General features: G+C 60.5%; 15 protein-coding genes and 6 pseudogenes. 12 read left to right on the forward strand and 9 right to left on the reverse strand.

Annotated features, from left to right (window positions below):
* Positions 1-482: pseudogene (locus ABIB80_RS21520) on the reverse strand (hypothetical protein); the annotation flags it as partial.
* Positions 483-876: 394 nt separating this feature from the next.
* Here ABIB80_RS21520 and ABIB80_RS21525 point away from each other — a divergent pair.
* Positions 877-1,269, forward strand: coding sequence for a transposase (locus ABIB80_RS21525; protein ID WP_354128249.1), 393 nt, complete (start codon positions 877-879; stop codon positions 1,267-1,269).
* Here the strand turns inward: ABIB80_RS21525 and ABIB80_RS21530 are convergent.
* A complete protein-coding gene (locus ABIB80_RS21530) occupies positions 1,214-1,468 on the reverse strand; it encodes a response regulator (protein ID WP_354128250.1) in 255 nt (84 codons plus the stop codon). The two genes, ABIB80_RS21525 and ABIB80_RS21530, sit on opposite strands and share 56 nt — an antisense overlap.
* A gap of 539 nt (positions 1,469-2,007) precedes the next feature.
* Here ABIB80_RS21530 and ABIB80_RS21535 point away from each other — a divergent pair.
* Both ABIB80_RS21535 and ABIB80_RS21540 read left to right on the forward strand, forming a co-directional pair.
* Positions 2,008-2,187 (forward strand): hypothetical protein, encoded by a 180-nt coding sequence (locus tag ABIB80_RS21535; RefSeq protein ID WP_354128251.1) that lies wholly within the window; start codon positions 2,008-2,010, stop codon positions 2,185-2,187.
* 869 nt (positions 2,188-3,056) lie between these two features.
* Complete coding sequence (locus ABIB80_RS21540) at positions 3,057-3,260, forward strand: cold-shock protein (protein WP_280096675.1); 204 nt, start codon at positions 3,057-3,059, stop codon at positions 3,258-3,260.
* Between the two features lie 304 nt (positions 3,261-3,564).
* On the opposite strand, the pseudogene ABIB80_RS21545 reads toward ABIB80_RS21540, so the two are convergent.
* Positions 3,565-3,749: pseudogene (locus ABIB80_RS21545) on the reverse strand (hypothetical protein).
* Between the two features lie 206 nt (positions 3,750-3,955).
* Here ABIB80_RS21545 and ABIB80_RS21550 point away from each other — a divergent pair.
* Positions 3,956-4,957, forward strand: a pseudogene (locus ABIB80_RS21550) (IS256 family transposase); the annotation flags it as partial.
* Positions 4,958-5,271: 314 nt separating this feature from the next.
* On the opposite strand, the pseudogene ABIB80_RS21555 reads toward ABIB80_RS21550, so the two are convergent.
* Positions 5,272-5,920: pseudogene (locus tag ABIB80_RS21555) on the reverse strand (transposase); the annotation flags it as partial.
* A 132-nt stretch (positions 5,921-6,052) separates the two neighbouring features.
* Here ABIB80_RS21555 and ABIB80_RS21560 point away from each other — a divergent pair.
* The 4 genes from ABIB80_RS21560 to ABIB80_RS21575 all read left to right on the forward strand — a co-directional run bounded on the left by ABIB80_RS21560 (position 6,053) and on the right by ABIB80_RS21575 (position 9,674).
* Entirely contained in the window at positions 6,053-6,343 is a 291-nt protein-coding gene (locus tag ABIB80_RS21560; protein WP_354128399.1) for a hypothetical protein, read from the forward strand.
* Entirely contained in the window at positions 6,340-7,389 is a 1,050-nt protein-coding gene (locus tag ABIB80_RS21565; protein WP_354128252.1) for a hypothetical protein, read from the forward strand. The genes ABIB80_RS21560 and ABIB80_RS21565 overlap by 4 nt, the downstream gene beginning before the upstream one ends.
* A gap of 539 nt (positions 7,390-7,928) precedes the next feature.
* A complete protein-coding gene (locus ABIB80_RS21570; RefSeq protein ID WP_280096677.1) occupies positions 7,929-8,810 on the forward strand; it encodes a hypothetical protein in 882 nt (293 codons plus the stop codon).
* Positions 8,811-9,092: 282 nt separating this feature from the next.
* Positions 9,093-9,674, forward strand: coding sequence for an AbiU2 domain-containing protein (locus ABIB80_RS21575; protein ID WP_354128253.1), 582 nt, complete (start codon positions 9,093-9,095; stop codon positions 9,672-9,674).
* A 1,268-nt stretch (positions 9,675-10,942) separates the two neighbouring features.
* On the opposite strand, the pseudogene ABIB80_RS21580 reads toward ABIB80_RS21575, so the two are convergent.
* Positions 10,943-11,167, reverse strand: a pseudogene (locus ABIB80_RS21580) (transposase); the annotation flags it as partial.
* Between the two features lie 242 nt (positions 11,168-11,409).
* Between ABIB80_RS21580 and ABIB80_RS21585 the strand changes: the two are divergent.
* A pseudogene (locus ABIB80_RS21585) lies at positions 11,410-11,988 on the forward strand (IS110 family transposase); the annotation flags it as partial.
* 74 nt (positions 11,989-12,062) lie between these two features.
* Here the strand turns inward: ABIB80_RS21585 and ABIB80_RS21590 are convergent.
* A complete protein-coding gene (locus ABIB80_RS21590) occupies positions 12,063-12,299 on the reverse strand; it encodes a hypothetical protein (RefSeq protein WP_280096683.1) in 237 nt (78 codons plus the stop codon).
* Positions 12,300-12,320: 21 nt separating this feature from the next.
* On the reverse strand, positions 12,321-12,665 hold the full coding sequence (locus ABIB80_RS21595) for a hypothetical protein (protein ID WP_280096684.1): 345 nt from the start codon (positions 12,663-12,665) through the stop codon (positions 12,321-12,323).
* A gap of 85 nt (positions 12,666-12,750) precedes the next feature.
* Here ABIB80_RS21595 and ABIB80_RS21600 point away from each other — a divergent pair, with 85 nt between their 5' ends.
* From ABIB80_RS21600 to ABIB80_RS21610, 3 genes are all read left to right on the forward strand, one after another.
* Positions 12,751-13,020 carry a hypothetical protein gene (locus ABIB80_RS21600; RefSeq protein WP_280096685.1) on the forward strand — a complete coding sequence of 90 codons (270 nt, stop codon included), beginning with the start codon at positions 12,751-12,753 and terminating at the stop codon, positions 13,018-13,020.
* Positions 13,021-13,027: 7 nt separating this feature from the next.
* On the forward strand, positions 13,028-13,363 hold the full coding sequence (locus ABIB80_RS21605) for a HigA family addiction module antitoxin (protein ID WP_280096686.1): 336 nt from the start codon (positions 13,028-13,030) through the stop codon (positions 13,361-13,363).
* 177 nt (positions 13,364-13,540) lie between these two features.
* Positions 13,541-14,569, forward strand: coding sequence for a S1/P1 nuclease (locus ABIB80_RS21610; protein ID WP_354128254.1), 1,029 nt, complete (start codon positions 13,541-13,543; stop codon positions 14,567-14,569).
* Positions 14,570-14,997: 428 nt separating this feature from the next.
* On the opposite strand, the gene ABIB80_RS21615 is transcribed toward ABIB80_RS21610, so the two are convergent.
* Positions 14,998-15,288: a hypothetical protein gene (locus tag ABIB80_RS21615; protein WP_354128255.1), complete on the reverse strand. Its 291-nt coding sequence runs from the start codon at positions 15,286-15,288 to the stop codon at positions 14,998-15,000.
* A gap of 44 nt (positions 15,289-15,332) precedes the next feature.
* Entirely contained in the window at positions 15,333-17,837 is a 2,505-nt protein-coding gene (locus ABIB80_RS21620; RefSeq protein ID WP_354128256.1) for an MBL fold metallo-hydrolase, read from the reverse strand.
* Between the last annotated feature and the right edge of the window lie 42 nt (positions 17,838-17,879).

A 17,879-nucleotide genomic window follows, 5' to 3' on the forward strand; every position in this document is an offset into this window, starting at 1 on the left:
GGCCGCCTTCGTTCGGATTGGGTGGCCGCTTTCGATCGGAATCGCTGGCCGCCTTCCGTCGGAATCGGTGGCCGCTTTGCCTCGGATTCCGCACCTTTACCTTCCGAGCCATACGTCACCCCAATTGATCGCAGGGCCAGCGTGGTCCCGTGTTTCTCGTCACGAAGCAACTTTTGCAGGTCCTTGCGCTGCTGCGGCTTCAAGCTGAACTCTCGGCCGATCACGTTCATGGAGGTGCGGCCAGGATTGCGGTGCGCCATGTAGGTCACCAGCCGCTCGTGAGGTAGGCGGACATTGCTCGTTCCTCGGAGCGCGATTGAGAACCAAGCGCCACTGAATCTGTTTGAGTGTTGTCCAAAGCCGTATCCTCGGTCGTAACAAGGATCTTGAGGCTCGGCGCACCTAAACGAATGCAGTTCTGCCAACGTATCGTTGAAGAGGTCATCAAGGGTGTACTCTTTCATTACCAAATAAGTTTGCATACGATTTTCCTTTCGATAGTAGAGGTCATGACGAGCATCAGCTCGCCGGGTGGTGAGTTGCGACTTGGCTGTGCTGATAGACAGGGAGGGCTGTCGCTGATCGAGGGCTCTGCGTGCTCCTCGTGGTTAGAACCGCTTCCTGGTGAAGGTGGGGGCGCCTTTCCGCTAAGTGCTTGGCACTGTAGCGAAAGACACTAAAAAAGGGGGCTTTTGTGTTCAGCTAACGAAACGCCGTAGAATCGAAAGAAGCCGCCTTCTCTTTCTAACGCCGGGCTTGGCACCACTAACCGCCTGATCCCTCGCCCAAACACTACAAACGGCGGGGCATATTGTGTGTAGCTGACGAAACATCGTATAGAGCCCCCGCCGGCGACGCCGGACCCGCTCTCCGCTCATGCCTTCTCCGTTCGAAAACGACACCGCAGCCTGGGATCTCTTGGAACTCTTAAGGTGGCCCCACGGTGCCCAATGCCCCCGCTGCTGCGCCCAGGAGCCCGAGGTGTTCCTGATTGGCGGTGAGAAGCACAGCCACCGCGAAGGCCTCTATCAGTGCAAGCGGTGTCGTAAGGGTTTCAGTGTCACCGTAGGCACCTCGTTTGAGCGCCTGCGGATACCCCTGAGCACCTGGGTGCGAGCGGCTAGAGCCTTCAGCTCCGATGGCAAGCCAACGCTCTTGGAGATCAAGACTGAACTCGGGGTGGCCTATAGGACCGTGCTGCGCATGCGGGGTGTCATCGAGCGTGCCGCGCGTACTTACCGAGGGGGTAAATATGGGTTCGGCGCGTGAGCAGCTGCGACACAGCCGTCACCACCTGCGCAGGCGCGAACGCTTTGCTCACCAGAACGCTATTGGGTACGCTGTGAGAGGGCCACCGATCGGCTCCGGCGCCGGTCATATAGACCAGCGGCATCTCTGGATTGATCTCGCGGGCTTGCTTGGCAACGTCCCAGTCAGTGAGCTTACCTCCCACGGTGAGCAACTGCATAGGTGAATCCGTCTACTCCATCAGGGCGCCGGTCGCGCCCTTCAGGAAGTCCGTCGCATAGAAGTGGCTCGCGCCTGGTTACGAATGTCAGGACAGATATCGATTTTCGCGAGACTTCGGATTGTTTGACGTCGAACGTAGTGTCGGTGCACCGCAGGCGCGCCGTTCCGCTTCTTTGATCCGAGCTCGAAGTTCTTCCAATTCTGAGAGCTGAGAATTGAGTTCGTTCAACCGTTGGGCAAAAAGCACGGGAGAGCTCTTCATCAATGCCTCCAACACAAAGCCACAGAAAACGCCTAGCAAAAAACGGCATACGCATCCGCACTAGGCGGTGAAACGAAGGAGCGTATCGGATGCTAGCCCAACTTTCTGTGCACTTTTGTGAAATTGCTTACATTTTCCGCTGGGTTCGATTTCGGCCCTTTTTGTAGGGCGTTCCCCTCGGAAATATCGGCCGCTCTCTTCTAGGCAGGGGCCGCTCCATCCAGGGAAATGCAGGCGGCCTGAGCGCGCCCACGCGTCCGACAATGTGAGCTCGCATGACAGACGCCAACCGCATGCTGCTGGAGCAGCTCAACATGATCGAGCGCCTTGCCGGCCTGATCGAAACGAAGCGCACATCCACCCGCCGAGCGAGGCTCAAGATCGAGCGGCTTAAGGCAGAGCTGAGGCGCATCGACCGCCAGACCCGGCGACAACCGAAATCTCAGAGCCAGTAGTTCACTCCCTCAGGAGAAACGAGCGGAGTGCTCAATGTACTCCGCTGGCCGTACCTTTCGAGACGCGCGCGTCACAGCCTCAATACGGGCTGCGATGCCGCTCATCCGGCGTGCCGCATCTCGAACCGCTGCTATATCGGTCGGCCCGGCGCCAGTCGCGAGATTCAGTTCGTTCTACAGGTGCTGGAATTCTGCCTTGCACCGGGTCCAGCTCGGCGAGAAGCACCGCGAATTCGTCCATTGGGGAAAGGCCCTTCAGTTGGATGGGCTGCGGCCGGATCGATCTCTTCGTCAAGTCAGCGGCTGGACGGGCTTTAAGATGAAGCCCACCATCCCTCGGAACCAAGACGTGTCAAGCGTAGTGGGGGCCCACCGCGGGCGCGGCGCTCTGCTTCTTCAACCAAGATCTTCCAACTCTGAGAGCTGAAAAGTGAGTTCGCGAAGTCGTTCGGCGTAAAGGATTGCGCGAGAGCCTCGCATGAAATGTCCTCCCCAGCACAAAAAAAGCACTATCAGGATAGCGTCAGAGCAAATAGCGCGAGCAGTAAAAGTAAAAAACTACCACCGGTAAATAGCGGATTTCAATACGTCAGTCTTGTTGCCTTAGGACAAACGGGCATCTCGAAATAACGCTTACAGGTTGGGCAGTCGTACAGGCGCACGCCGGATGGCAGTGTTACCACTGTGTCCCCCAGCAGGAGTGCGTCACCGCGGGTTGCGGCTGCAGTCAAGGGCGCGAAGATGGCGGGTGTTGTGAAGGGGGGAGGACCATCGGCTATCCAACCCATCGCGCGAAAGCGCGTCCGCACGAGCCTTGCTTTTGTCGAAATTCCGATACTAGTTTTCGTTTTGAAAAATGGAGAAGTTAAGTGGCTATGGGGACGGTGAAGTGGTTCAACCCGACGAAGGGTTACGGGTTCATTCAATCTGACAACGGCGGCAAGGACGTCTTCGTCCATATCTCAGCGGTTGAGAAGGCTGGTTACACCTCCTTGGCAGAGGGAGCTAAGGTTAGCTTCGATGTCGTGAACAACCGCGGAAAAGACTCGGCTGAAAATCTACGGATGGGGTGAGCCCTCCAACGCGCCGTGAAGATAGGCGCCACACGAAAAGGCCGCAGCGGCGAACCACTGCGGCCAGCCGGGTAAAATGAAGACGTGAAATATTATTCCAGCCCCGGCAAGACAAGCCTACAGCGACAGTGCGGGGGCGCAATGTCGTCGATGTCACACTTATGGAAAACTTAAACGTCAGTCTTGCTGACTGAGGGAGGGCCCGCCGGGGCTGACGATAATCTGCACCCGAGCGTGTCAGATTGATGTCAAACCAGTATCGAAATTCGGCAGGTCGGTTAGGTGTGAGCCGGCGAGCTTTCAATCACCGCTGATGGCCCAGACCAATTCTCAAGTACAGCGCCTTCTGACGTAGCGAGCCCTCGGTTCGCTTGGTCATCTTGGCTTGGCTATTTTCACGACAGGCGTTCGTGCCTTTGAGTGCGCCTTGAGTTCCTTGACGTCGGACCTGGTCCACTCGCGACGAACTACTTGTTTCTTCTTAGGCAAGCGGCGCTCCTTCAATTTTGAGGGCGCGGTCTAACAACATAGTGGGCAGGGTCGTGTCCCCGGTGGTGGTGTAGCTCGGTAGAGCAAAGCCGCCCGGACGCGCGCCTTCAAATTGCGCCGTAGCGGGCGGGCGGCTTTGCGGTGGTCACCGGCAGTTCTCCGGTAGGATCGGGTTGCGACACGCCAACGCAACCGAGGAACCACCGATGACCGACGACATGATGAACCTGCGCACGCTGGTAGAGAAGACCCCCGACGCCGATCTGCTGCGCGAGATGATCGGCTTGGCCGCCCAAAGGCTGATGGAGCTGGAAGTCGAAAGCCAGACCGGGGCGGCCTATGGCGAGAAGAACCCCGAGCGTCTGGCCCAGCGCAACGGTTACCGCGACCGGATCTGGGAGACCCGCGCCGGCGCGGTCGAGCTGCGCATTCCCAAGCTGCGCAAGGGCTCCTACTTCCCGGGCTTTTTGGAGCCGCGCCGGATGGCCGAGAAGGCGCTCACCGCCGTGGTGCAGGAAGCCTACGTGCAGGGCGTCTCGACCCGCTCGGTGGACGATCTGGTGCAGGCCATGGGCATGACCGGTATCTCCAAGAGCCAGGTGAGCCGGCTGTGCGGCGAGATCGATGAGAAGGTGAATGCCTTCCTCGCCCGTCCGATCGAGGGCCACTGGCCGTATCTGTGGATCGACGCCACGTACGTTAAGGTGCGCCAGAATGGCCGCATCGTCTCAGTCGCGGTGATTGTCGCGGTCGGCGTCAACAGCGACGGCCGGCGCGAGGTTCTCGGCATGGACATCGGGCCGTCCGAGGCCGAGACGTTTTGGACCGCGTTCTTGCGCAAGCTCGCCCGCCGCGGCCTGCGCGGCGTCAAGCTGGTCGTCTCCGACGCCCACGAGGGCATCAAGGCCACGGTGGCCAAGGTGCTCAACGCCAGCTGGCAGCGCTGCCGCGTCCACTTCATGCGCAACGCGCTGGCGCATGCCGGCAAGAGCGGCCGGCGCGTCGTCTCTGCCTTCATTGCCACAGCATTCGCACAGGACGATGCCGAGGCCGCACGAACCCAGTGGCGCAAGGTCGCCGACCAGCTCCGGCCCAAGCTGCCGAAGCTTGCCGGCTTCCTCGACGAGGCCGAGACCGACGTGCTGGCCTACATGACGTTCCCGCCGCAGCATCGCACCAAGCTGCACTCCACGGATGAGATGGACAAGCGATTTGTTTATGACCGAGATGACGATTGCAGAAATCGCGTACGTCCATTCTTTTGTTCGGCTGCGCCGCGGGCCATTCTTCCGTCCCGGCCATCGATCTCGCAGCCGCCGCGCGCAGGGGCGGTCAAGGCTGGCCGCGTTTGCGGCCACCGCAAGGCTTGGCCTTGACCGGCCCGAGCACGGCGGCATGCTGGCGTGGAACGGGACTGCATTCCTGGCTGGCACTTGCCGTCAGACGGGATTATCCTGGGCGGGCGCGGGCGACCTCGTGGCGAAGCGTGGCGCATCGGCTGCAAGCGCCACCAGGCTGCCCTATTTTGTCTTGCCGAGCTGAGGCGCCCGCGCGCCGGTTTTTGGCCGTGGTTTCCATTGCGTCACCAAGCGCTCGTAGCTTTGCTCCGCCTGTGCGGCAATCAACATCTCGCGGTCGCGCAATGCCTTGATGTTGTAGGCATACGCTGGCCCACGTCGGCTGCCTTTCTGTTGCGGATGTCCGGCTTGAAGCTGCATCGCGCGGGTCTTGATGGCGACCAGTGCCGGGCGCGCCCACAGGTAATCCTCGCGCTTCGTCAACAAATGCCAGCAAAGCACGGTGAGCTTCCGGGCCACGGCCACCGCGGCGATCTGATGGCCGCGCCGGGCTCGGATGCGCACGAAAAACGCATGCAGCGGACCGGGCGCCTTGGCCGCTGCCCAGGCCGCCTCGACCAGCATGGCGCGCGCGTGACTGCGGCCGATCTTGCTGATGCGGCCGTGATGAGCGGCGCCCAGTCCGGATTGCCGCACCCGCGGGTTCAGCCCAAAATAGCTCACCAGCTTCTGCGGGCTGTTGAACCGGCTGATGTCGCCGATCGCCGCCATGATGCCGGCAGCGACCGCCAAGTTGACGCCGGTGATCGTCATCAATCTGTTGACCGCGGAATCGTCTATGGCGTCCTGCGCGATCTCGCGGTCGAGCAGGGCTCGCCACCGACCGCACCGAGAAGGAGCGGGACGAGGAGCGGCGGCAGTCGGAGCCGATGGTGAGACATGCGGCGCAGGCGCCTCCGGCCTTTCTGTACCAGACCGAGTGGCGCGGCCCGGCGCGAGGCAACGATGGGTGAGGCTGAGCAGCGGCTGCGCGATCTCGGCTTCGAGATCATGGTCGAGGGCAATGTTCGGACCTACAGATTCGTCCAGGATGACCGGCTCGTGCTTGCCGATCCGCGCGTCACCAACAAGATCGAATTCGAGGTGACGAGCCTCAGCAAACCGAAGAAAAAGCCACGGCATTGGCGCGCCAATGCCTTCTACATGCTCGACAGCTACGCGCTCGATATCCCGGGCAAATTCCGAAACAGGCTCCAGGAGGCCATCGAAAGCTTCGGTGACGCGGCGAAGTCATGACCTATCCCGTCAAGGCCTCGCAGGTCGAGCAAGGATTCTATTATACGAAGACTGGTACGCCGGGCTGGCTGCGCCTGATTGTGCACCGGCACGGCGACGCAGTCGTCTATGCCGAGTTCACCGGCTTGAACCAATGCTGGGCCTCGACCATCGCCCGATGGACAGGTGCGAAACACACCCAGATCGAGGCAGCAAGGTTGTTTCCGAAAGAGGTGGCCGACATCGCGAGGCAAGGAAGCGCGAAACTCGACCGCAACACCCGGATCGGAGGGCAGCCGGCCAAGCTCGTCCGCGACCTGCTGGCCGATGCCACGAACTCCGAGGGCTTCTGTACCGATCTGGTCGACGAGCACCTCTTCAGAACATGGTGGCGCGCAACCATGGATGAGCTGATCGAAACCGGCAAGCTCGACGGATCGAATCGCGGCCACGCCCTGCGCCTTTGGACGACCGCACGCAAGCGCGACAAGATCTTCGGAGTGCGCCTGCCCAAAATGCCGGATTTTACTGTTCAGGCGCACGGCCTGATCGAAGCGTTGCTTGTGCACGAGCTGATCTGCGAAGAAGGCCGGCAAAGCGACGGCCGCATGGTCTATCGGGTCACCGACGAGGGCCACGCGACCGGGATGAAGTCCCTGGTTCCCCGCATGAACCGCGCTGCCGCTGAGGCTCTGCTCGAAGAGGTCCTGGCGCGCGTTGAACGGATCAACCGCGACGGCGAGCTCCTCCACTATGTTACAGAGGTGCGCGTGTTCGGGTCCTATCTCACCCACAGCGATGATCTCGGCGACCTCGACGTCGCCATCAAGATGGAACGCAGGCGAATCGCGGGCGAGTGGGTGAAGGCCGCCCAGGCTCTCGCCGACAAGAGCGGCAGGACATTGAGCTTCTTTCACAGGCTGACTTTTCCGGAGACGGAAGTCAGGCGCAGGATTAAGCGCCGTTTGTCGCGGATCTCGCTGCACGACACGAGCGAACTTGACGAGAACCCGCAGATGGGCGGCAAGACCGTCTACACGTTCACACCACCTGCGAATCAGCCTTAAGATCGCTGAACCTGTGCCAATCGCTTCGCGGGCCTCAAGCGTACGAAGACCTTCACGTGCGAACAAGCTCTGGTCTCCTGCGCTTGATAGCCTTCTTCGGCGCAGGAGAGATGTCTTCCATGGATTTGATTATTTCCGGCGCACGCCTCGGAGCCGAGAGCAGTCACATTGTGGTGTTTTTCCGCGACGCGAGGTTGATGCTCCCCGGAAGCCTGGAGCATGCCGCCGCCAAACAGACGCTCCGGTCCAACAAATGCGCCAGAGCCGGCCGTCGCCCCAGCGACCATGACCCGAGGCGTGACCGTCGAGGACCAGGACCGTCCCGGCGGCTCTCGCCGATCCACCCTTTGATGCTCTTCCGTGATAGGAGGCAGCAGGACGAGACCGAAACAGACGTATCTTTTTTGCCGTTGATCCGGCATTGAGAGGGGGCCACAACGGCCGCAGTCAGCGATCGATTTCCACCTCTGTCCAGTTCGATGACGCCGTTCCGCCCGAATGACCGAACGGACCTGAAGCCTTGGGAATGGCCGGCCAGAATGTCGACCTATTATACAGACCGTGAATACGGCGCGCGCGCTCCCGCCATTGACACGATCAACGAGCGGCTCTGGGCGGGCCTGTTCAGCCTGATCCAGACCCGGATCGGAGATGGCTCGTTTGGATTCCGCTTCCCGGAGCAGTGTCCCGACGGGAACGGCCCTTGCGGTTGCGACGAGCAGTCGTTCCGTCGCGTCCTGTTGGCCGAGGTACCATGGATCGAATGGCCGTTCTCGGCGACCGAAGTGCCGGACACGCCCGTCATTCTCGATCTGCTCGAATTCTGCGCCAGGTCCGTCGGCGAACCGGTTCAAGGCGCCTATCACTCGTTTTTCCGGCACTACCATCTGAGCTGGGACCGCGAACCGGGTTTGGTGCGCTTCGTGGATGACGTGAACATGTTGTTCCGCCGCAACGCGCTCGCATTCGAGCTCACGCGCGCGGGCGAGCTGCGCCGCCTCCTCCCCGCCCCGCTCGCCGAGGCAATCGGCTGGGCGCTGTTTCAGACCGGCGATGGCGAGACCGATCGCCTGCTCGAAGGCGCCCGCCGGCGCATTTTGTCGCCCAAGCTGGAGGATCGCCAGGACGCGCTGGAAAAGCTCTGGGACGCATTCGAGCGGCTGAAGACGCTTGAGCCGGGCGCCAACAAGCGGGTTCAGGCCGACGCACTGCTGGACCGCGTCGCCCTGCCCGGATCGGGATTCCGGCAGGCGTTGGCTCGCGAGGCGGCCGAACTGACGATGGTCGGCAACAGCTTTCGCATCCGCCATTCGGAAACGACCCAGGAAGCTCTCACATCGTCCGACCAGATCGACTATCTCTTCGCGCGAATGTTTGCTTTCGTGCGAATCCTTCTGAAGGCAACCGGCCGTGGCGGATAGGAAGCCGCCCGCCGTTGCGACATTGACCGTGACCCCTGGTATGGCGACTCCGATCAGGAAATCGTCGGTCTATGGACGAGCTTTCTGGGATTAGAATTCGTGCTCATGATAGCCGCTCCAGACGTTTCCAAGAGCCCGATTCTAGGTGAATGGCTATACAGACCAGGACGCATCGGAGTAACCACAGGAGGCATTCGTAACCTGATCGAATTGAGTTGGGCCGACCATCGCAAGAATCTGTCCATCAACGCCTGCTTTGATCGATCACTTGTGAAATAGGCCATGAAAACAGGCACAGCGCAGCATCAACTATCGATTGAACAGCGGCTCGATCGCCTTGGCCAGCATGTCGTGAGAGCGCGGCTGTTTCTGGATCTCTGGTCCTACTTCGAACTGAATGACACCAGAAAGCACATCATTGACACCATGCGGGACAATGAGTTTTTCCGGTTCACTCCGCACGCATATCTTCTCACCTACTGCATCTACATCGCAGGAGCCTTCGAAAAGAGGCGCGACACGACAAACTTTGGAGCTTTGATCCGAGCCATGACCAGCGCGGGTCATCTGCAGGGCTTGCAAGAAGAGGAGGTCGCGGCGCTCATGCTGACCGCCAAATCTGCAGCCGGGAAAGTGGCCATTCTACGCAACAACGCGTTCGCCCATCGAACCAGCGCTGTTTCTTACAATGATGTTTTCGATCTAGCAAAGGTGTCTCCCGCCGAGTTGCGCGAGCTGACGGATATCGCCCTAAACCTGTTCAATGCAATGGCTGCGATCCGAGGAGTCACCAAACAGCATTTCACCGAGTTACCTACTAGGGAGGCGAAGAGCATGATGGCGACGCTGGCCAACAACAGCTAGGAAGTGAGGAACCGCATCACAACACCACCGGCTGTTCAGGATTCTGCCGCCCCGACTCTATGCCGCGCGATCTCAGCACCGGAGGCATCAACCACGATTACGACCGTGCCCGCATCACGGTCATAATCGCGATCGCTGGCGATATCCCGAGCGACACGAGCGCCGTATTGGATAGCTACTTCAGCAGAGCGAAATAGATCCCTACATCGTCCGCCTGTGTCTCGCCGTTGTGGAAAATCGGGAAGTAGTAACGTCGCATAGCCGCGGCTCTCGTCCTTTAACCCGCGATCATGCCCACATGTCGGGACGGCCCGCACCTGTCAAAAACGACAGGGGTTCGTCGAACAGCGCCATTGACCAGGGATGCCCGACCGGCCGGCAGAGCCGAGGGGAAGCAATACACAACTAAAGCCCTAGAAGCTTTGCTGCACTGCGCTCCCTTGAAGCGAGCGAAATCACCCGTGAGGCAGTGCACTAGGCGATAACTTACAGTCGAAGAACAACAGGACGACGATCCTCGCTTGCATTGCCGCGCCGCTCATGTTTCGTGGCGTGGCAATGAAAAAACACAAAAACGCTGATCTACTGAACCAAGCGCATCGCCTTCTGGATTACCGTGATCGCGGCGAGCGTAGCGTGGGGCTACTTCTACGAAGGGTTCATGGGCAACTGAGTGACCCGAGGCGACGTACCCTTGAAGGACTGCGCTTGCGTTGTCCCTGATGGAATGGACGAGATAGCGGAGAATTGCCTAAACTGACGCGATGCACCGCGAAATCAAAGAGATGCTGATCGGTTCAGGCATCATAATCCTACTCGGCATCGGCATCATCGCATGGCCGCCCCTCGGTCTATTCGTTGACCGCTACTTTTTCTCGTATCTGAGGCTGGCGCTGCAGTGGATATCCTTCATCTCTTGAAGGAAATCGGCACCCGCCCTGAGACAGTTTCAGACTCTCCTCCCCGCGTCCAAGGTAGTCGATGCCCGAAATCCATTGAGTAAGAAAACGTCGCCGAAAGGCTCAAGGTCGTGCGAAAAGCCGTTGCCGGGACGCAGACGGCGTTTTGTAAGCGGATCGGGATTGAAGTGCCGCGCTGGAACAATTTCGAACGGGCATGCCTTTGTCAAAGAGCGTCGGCATTTTGCTGGTGCAAAAGATTCCTGGCCTTACCTTGGATTGGTTATTGTTAGGGAAAAAGCGGATCGTGTCCCCTGGCGTGGTGTAGCTGGCGGGGGACACCGCGTTCGCCGGCAAGAGCCGGGCAGGTCAGCTGGCGATCGCCGAAAGGCTAACGGTTGGATCATCGCTCAACGGCGCGATGGTTTCCAGCGTCATGTAGCGGGCCCGCTGGACCGCCCACTCGTCGTTCTGCTCCAGCAGGATCGCGCCGATGAGGCGGACGATGGCGTCTTCATTGGGAAAGATGCCGACCACCTCGGTCCGCCGCTTGATCTCGCCGTTGAGACGTTCGATCGGGTTGGTAACGGGTATGAGAGTTTCTCGGTGCCGATGTTCCGCTGCGATATTCAGGATCGTAGCGTATGGTGCGACCATCGGGACAGAGGCACCGGGAGCACGAAAGGTGCGGGCAGGCCGATGCATTCGAAGAGCCGCGAGCTCGAGTTAGTAGCTGGCCGCCTCTGCGACTCGCCCGGTTGCGCTGAGAGCGCGAATCCGTAGTTGTCGTGTCGCCCGTAGCTCCCGTTCTGTGGTCTGATTGGCAGGAGGTGCGAATGCGACGGGTGATTGGCATCGACGTCCACCGAACTTTCGGGGAGGTGGTGGTTTGGGAGGATGGCAGGCTCCGACATCCGGGCCGCATTGATATGACGCGGACTGCATTGGAAGGATTTGGCAAGACCCTGCTGGCCAGTGATGAGGTGGTGGTCGAAGCGACCGGCAACAGCATGGCGGTATCCCGGGTTCTGGCCCCGTTCGTGGCACGGGTGATTATCGCCAATCCGCTGCAGGTGAAGGCGATCGCCCAGGCTCACGTCAAGACCGACAAGATTGATGCCGGCACGCTCGCCAGTCTGCAGGCGGCCGGGTACCCGCCGCAGATCTGGACGCCTGACGCGGAGACGGAACGCAAGCGTCGGCTGGTGGCGCGGCGCTACCAGGTCGTGCGGCATCGCACGCGGCTCAAAAACGAGGTCCATTCGATCCTGCACGCGCACCTGATCCCGAAGTGCCCGCATGCCGATCTTTTCAACGGCCGCGGCCGGACGTGGTTGGCCGCCCAACCGTTGCCGGACGATGAGCGCGCAGCGATCGATCGGCACGTGCGCGAGCTTGACCGGCTGGCGGAAGATCGGCGTCGGGGCCGCTGCTGCCCGGAAGCGCCGGAAACCACCGAAGCTTGACAAATGTAATGCTGTGCATTACATCAAGTCACATGCTTGCAAACGCCAACATCGAGATCGATTGGGATCCCAACCACGCCGGCATGTGCGCGGTGCTGGATCCGGGCGTGCTCGTCGCGCAGCCGGACCTGTTCCACTCGGTCGGGCTTGCCATCTTGGGCACCAAACAGGCGCGGGCAGCCGACGCCCTGCGCCGCGAGCTCGCCGCGCTCGATCGCGGCATCGATGCGGTCTTCGCCAGTGCCCACGAGCAGGCCCATATCTTCGCCGGGGCGCTGTTCTCACAAAAACGGTTCTGGCGCCTCTACCGCGACATCGACAACACCGCCCACGGCTTCACCGGCCGCGGCGCATTCGGTCGGACCGCAGGTCCGCTGCTGGGTCCAGCGCCGGGACCGACCGGTCCCGCACTCGAGCTGTCGTCGCGCCAGATCGCCCACATCCTGCGCCACATGCTCGCCGGCCTCGGCGAGAGCGAGCAGGACGACCTGGCGCTCACCACCGCCCTTCGTGCCCTCCTGCTCAAGGAGATCGCGCGCCTCGCCGCGTTCAAAGTCGTTCAGTTGCGCCGCGCGCCGGCTGCCGCCAGGTCGCTGCGCGACCGCGTCCTCCGCCTCGAGATCCACACCGGAAGTTCACCCCCGGCAACGGCTGCCATCAGCCTTGCCGCGTGCAAGGCAACATCCCCGATTGCAGCCTTGCAGGTGAACCATGCAACGATTTGCCACCAAGACCACCGAACTCATCGCCACGACCCGCTTCGGCGGCGGCATCCGCCAGCACATCACGGTGGCGGCGCACGAGATCATGCAGCTTCTCGTCGCCTGCCACTCCCTTCAGGACATCGGCGTCATCGGGACCATCACCCGCTTTGCCAAGACCGACGGGCTCTACGGCCTCAAGGTCGAGGGCAAGTGGTTCGTCACCTTCCGATGGTCGAAGGACTTTGGCGCCTACCAGATCCGGCTCGAACGGCGATAGGCCTGTCATGACGGCGACGAAGTATGTTCCCGCGCCCCCGGTGACCCCGGGGGACGTGCTCAGAAAACGCATCCTCGTCGCCGACGTCACCCAGGACACGCTGGCCAAGGCGATGGACGTGTCGCGCTTCTCCGTCAGCCAGATCATCAACGGCAAGCGCGCCGTCACGCCCGAGATGGCGTTGCGCCTGTCCCATGTCACCAGCACCACGCCGGAGTTCTGGCTCGACCTGCAGCGTCAAGTCGATCTCTACGCGGCCCGTCGCAAGCTTGGCGCCGAGCTCAAGCGCATGCCGGTGCTCCGCGCGCCAAAGAGCGAGACCGAGCTCTTCAACGACGCCTAAAACGACACGTTCGCTGTAGCGCCGTCGCTGCCAGCACAGCGGCGTCATTGCGGCGCCATCGAAGCTGGCAATTTTACCGGGCATCGATGCGAGGCGATATTGACAGCTGCAACCGCGGCGTGTCTTCTTGATCGAATACATTTCGAACAAGCGTGATTGCCAACCAAAGGTATCGCCATGCGACCGAGAATTGCCGCGCTGATCTGCGCCACGCTCCTGACATTGTCTCACCGGGCCCAGGCCTGGAACGCCAACGGGCACCAGATCGTCGGCGCCATCGCCGACGAGATGCTCACCGTCAATGCCAAGAGCCAGGTTGCCACGATCCTCGCGGTGAACCTGCGCACCGCCGGCCCCTGGCTGGACTGCGTCAAGAGCGTTCATCGCTTTGCCGACGGCACGTTTCACTATGTGGTCGAGGAGCCTTTCGAAGCCCCGTGCAAGCCCTTCGCCTCGGCCCATCCCGTCATGCAGCAATACGTCAAGCGCAACTTCTTCCAGTGCAGCTATCTGACCAAGCGCAAGGACGACGACGGCAACGCCTATCAGGAAGAAATGGGCTGCCACAACACCTACCATTTCGACGATGTGGCGATCCAGCGCGGCCATTTCGATCGCAATTTCCAAGGTACCAACGACCACGACATCGTTGCGGCGATCAACGCCGCGATCGCGGTCCTGCTCGAAGGCCCATCGCCGCCACCGTTCAAGATTGCCGACAGGCGTGAAGCGCTGTTTCTGCTCGCGCACCTCGTGGGCGACCTGCACCAGCCGTTGCACGTCGGAGCGGTCTATCTCGACAAGGATGGCAAGCTGGTCGATCCCGACGTCACGCACACGATCGATCCGGCCACCGAAACCGTCGGGGGCAACGTCATCAAGGATTCCGGCAAAAACCTTCACACCGAGTGGGATGCCCCGCCGACCGGTTTCAAGGTTGAACAGGCGCTCGACTTGCTTCCGCTCGCAACTGCGGTCGCGATCGACAACGTCGCCCTGGAAGAGTGGGCCACGACCTGGGCCTCTGACACGCTTCGTCTCGCGCCGCAGGCCTTTGCCACAGCGACCTTCGCCAAGACGGCCGACGGCTGGGACGTCACCTTTGCCGACCCCACCTATGTCCAGAAGCAGGATGACCTCAAACGCCAGCAGCTGGCGAAGGCAGGCGCGCGGCTTGCGCATATCCTCAACAAGGTCTGGCCCTGACGCCACAGGCATTCATTCCGGCGATCCGGCACGAGGGATCATCGCACATGGCTTTCCGTGTGAAATTAAGCGTTCACACTGGCGGGAATAATGTCGGGCTGAGGTGGCAATCTGCCCAAGCGGGTTGCTTGTGACACGTTGATCAAGCAGCCTTGCGGCGGCCAGGCGTCGAGCGCACTCATTCTGAACTGGCGAAGGGAGAACGGTGCTTTGAGCTGGGCCGTGGGCGACTAATGCACCGCCGTAATTACGCACGACACGAAGTTCGCCAATGCGGGACGTTCAGGCAATGCGGGCGCCCCATTCGGCGGGCTCGCTAGCGTCGAAGAGTTGGTGAGCGTGATCAGCCGACCGAGCATCCCTTTTTGGGGCTTTCCTTACGGAGGAATGGCAATCGTTGGGAGGCGCAGGTATCGCCACCCCTGACTTCAACCCTGAGACCCCACTATCTTGTTTCCAGAGACGACGAAGGTCTTGGCGCTTACGTCATTATCGACCGAGCCCTTCTTCTTGGCGCGCACGAGGGTCGAATGTTCGGACGTCCGTTCATCTTTGACCACGGCGTCGGATGCATATTTCCTTGCGACCTTAACGAATTCCTGAGCCACCCGATCTGGTTTTTCCGGTGGGCGGGCCGCCGCGTCCTGGCCTCGAGTGGGTGAATCAATTGGTTCCCACCCCTCTAGGGCGCCACTGAAATAGTCCGATTTTCCGGCCATATCGACCTCCGATCCGATGGATCATTTAATCCCAATATAGTCCCTCACCAGCCTAATCCAAGACAGGTGAATTGTCTCAAAATCTTGTTTTCAATCGCAATTTCCTCGATTTTGGTCCTGCCATGGGGCATTCCGCGGATGTAGTCGATCTTGGCTTGGAACAACGCTTCTGCGGGTTTCTTTCCGGAGGCCATGTGCTGCCAAAATAAGGAGTGCAGCGGCGCGCCAAAATAATCCAAATTGCCGTCGATCGGCGAGTAGTGAGCGCCTGTGCAGCCGACGAAGGCGGATACCCCGGCCATCAGGAATGAAAGGGCGATGGACTGTGCTGGCGTGACCACCTGGATCGGATCGCCAGACCGGTAAACATCGGCTCGGGTGCGCACCGTTAGGGCCCCCCAACAGCACCCCGAGAACACGACCGCTCCGCAGCGGTCTGGAATGTTCTTAACGGTCAGCGCCTCGAGCATGCTTCCCGCAGTCTCGCCCCAAAAACGCGAACTGTCCGTGTCGGAACCATGCAGCATCAGGTAGATGAGCTTGGCGGAAAGACTGTTTGAGGTCACCGCGTCCGAGCTTACCGCCTGGGAAGTCAACATGGTTTCCCTTCCGGCTACCCCTGTATAGACGTGATCCGCGAACGGTCGGGCGTAATTCCGAAGCCCGAAGCGGGTGGCGGTCGCCGCTGGACTGTCGGCGAGCGCGGTTTGCACGAGGCGGGCCGTGCGCCCGTCGGGAATGCGTGAGACCGGAACGTCGGCTAGGCCGTCCCCGTCAAGGTCGCCATAGATCTGATCGCTCCACACGACGAAATTGTCCGGATCGTTGCGCACACTCGGTCCGATACTCGCTCGTAGGCTTGGTGGAAGCGTGTCGTACCTTTCGGAGGGGACGACATCATAGCCCCCGACGATGACCACGCCCTTCACCGACAAATTGCGTGCCTCGCGACGAATTGCATCGAATGGCGAGTTCTCTCGCGCCAAATCCACTACCGGCTGACGCCCGTCGAACGTCGCCAGGACACCGGCGGCCTCAGCTCGACCGATGTTATCCGCCAACCGTTTCGAGTTTGTCACGACCAACAGGGGCGGAAGGTCTCGTGGCGGAGCAACCGACCTTTTGTCGCCGGGCTGCGGACGGATTTCCGCGATCTCGCTCTCTCCCGGCTCTACCTCGATCGTGATAGTGACTTTCGTTTTCGTGTGCGGAATTTTGGCTGTCACCTCGACCAGATCCGAAATGGTCCGTCGGATGACTTCCGCTCCGGTTCGCGGGGGAGCGCCGCCTTCGGAAAGCACGCGAGGCATAGGCGGTTCGGTTTCAGTCTCGGAAGGCTGTTCGGGAAGGACATCCCTCGCATTGGGCGAAGCGTCGTTCAACTCGCCATCATTCACTCCGATCTCAACGGCAGAGCCTCTGAATGAGATCGCAAGCCGGCCGTTCAGGTCTGTTCTGGCCCAGGAGTGATCATCAGAGACTCTCTTCAACAGCCTCAGAACTCCGGAATCGGGATGTTTCGGATCACCTCTCCCCGTTGAGATTCCGAAAGCAGGGGCCTCCTTTACGGCGTCGAGGACGGTCTCGTCGAACCCATTGTACGATGCGTGGTGCGGCAACTTCACGAAGCGGTAGGGGCCCCCTTGCTTGATAGTCTCGAGAAGCTGAGACATCGATTCGTCCAAACCGGAGACCTCCGGGACGGCCAGTTGCATGTCGCCCGTAAGGAGGCATCGTTGTTGCTCCGAGCCAAGGGACAACACGATGCTCTGATCGTTCAACGCCGCTCCCGGTCCTACCCTGTCGAGGAATTCCGCGAGTTCGTCCGTCGCTGCGTCGGCCCCCCTTGCTGCGCTGGTGAGAAGCATCTGGTAGATGCCGCTAGCGTCGAGCGTGGCGTCCCTTTGCCTGAGACTATCAGTCGCACGTCGCGCGCTCCTTTTTAGCCTCGCCAACTCGTCCCGACAGGTTTCCAGATGTTCTTTGGTCGGACCCAGAACCTTCAGACCGAAGTCCGAAAATTCCCTCTCGAGCTGCCTGATTTTGACACTCGGACCCGTATACCGAAGGATCTTCGTTCCGTCCTCTTCGAGCTTGGATAGCATCGCCGCGTAATTGTCGGCCAGCCTGGCCGCATCCGTAAGAAACTGATCAAGCGCAGGACCCTGCAAATCGGGCTGAGGCTCCTCGACGATGCCCGCGATTACCTTGGCCGCGACGGCGTCGACCGCAGCGTCCTCACCATCGGTTGGAAATCCTAGGTTTTCATCTGCCACTAGTGCCCGCTTGAACGTGACCGTGCCATCCGCGACCATCTTCGGGAGGCATCCGATGTGATCGGAATGGCAATGGGTTACGACGAGCAGATCGATTTCGAACGGTGGTCTGCGCAAAACCTTTGCGAGTTGCTCGGGGATTGACGGCGTATCGCCCGTACTCTGCCAGTCACCGGGGTGGGCTCCATCAATCAGGATTGTGCGATTGTTATGAACTGCAAGGATGCAATCGCCGTAGATCTTCGATCCCATGTCGAAGAGATATAACTTCATGACACCCCCGCTGAAATGGAATCCGATATAAGCCTTGAACGT

This window comes from Bradyrhizobium sp. i1.15.2, assembly GCF_040548425.1.
In the GTDB taxonomy this organism is placed as follows: domain Bacteria; phylum Pseudomonadota; class Alphaproteobacteria; order Rhizobiales; family Xanthobacteraceae; genus Bradyrhizobium; species Bradyrhizobium canariense.

What these genes read in the sequence shown, in the direction of transcription:
- ABIB80_RS21535 (WP_354128251.1), top strand. Translation starts at nt 2,008, where the DNA reads ATGACAGACGCCAACCGCATGCTGCTGGAGCAGCTCAACATGATCGAG.
- ABIB80_RS21600 (WP_280096685.1), top strand. Translation starts at nt 12,751, where the DNA reads ATGCAACGATTTGCCACCAAGACCACCGAACTCATCGCCACGACCCGC.
- ABIB80_RS21525 (WP_354128249.1), top strand. Translation starts at nt 877, where the DNA reads ATGCCTTCTCCGTTCGAAAACGACACCGCAGCCTGGGATCTCTTGGAA.
- ABIB80_RS21610 (WP_354128254.1), top strand. Translation starts at nt 13,541, where the DNA reads ATGCGACCGAGAATTGCCGCGCTGATCTGCGCCACGCTCCTGACATTG.
- ABIB80_RS21575 (WP_354128253.1), top strand. Translation starts at nt 9,093, where the DNA reads ATGAAAACAGGCACAGCGCAGCATCAACTATCGATTGAACAGCGGCTC.
- ABIB80_RS21570 (WP_280096677.1), top strand. Translation starts at nt 7,929, where the DNA reads ATGTCGACCTATTATACAGACCGTGAATACGGCGCGCGCGCTCCCGCC.
- ABIB80_RS21620 (WP_354128256.1), bottom strand. Translation starts at nt 17,837, where the DNA reads ATGAAGTTATATCTCTTCGACATGGGATCGAAGATCTACGGCGATTGC.
- ABIB80_RS21530 (WP_354128250.1), bottom strand. Translation starts at nt 1,468, where the DNA reads ATGCAGTTGCTCACCGTGGGAGGTAAGCTCACTGACTGGGACGTTGCC.
- ABIB80_RS21565 (WP_354128252.1), top strand. Translation starts at nt 6,340, where the DNA reads ATGACCTATCCCGTCAAGGCCTCGCAGGTCGAGCAAGGATTCTATTAT.
- ABIB80_RS21590 (WP_280096683.1), bottom strand. Translation starts at nt 12,299, where the DNA reads ATGGGCCTGCTCGTGGGCACTGGCGAAGACCGCATCGATGCCGCGATC.
- ABIB80_RS21560 (WP_354128399.1), top strand. Translation starts at nt 6,053, where the DNA reads ATGGGTGAGGCTGAGCAGCGGCTGCGCGATCTCGGCTTCGAGATCATG.
- ABIB80_RS21615 (WP_354128255.1), bottom strand. Translation starts at nt 15,288, where the DNA reads ATGGCCGGAAAATCGGACTATTTCAGTGGCGCCCTAGAGGGGTGGGAA.
- ABIB80_RS21605 (WP_280096686.1), top strand. Translation starts at nt 13,028, where the DNA reads ATGACGGCGACGAAGTATGTTCCCGCGCCCCCGGTGACCCCGGGGGAC.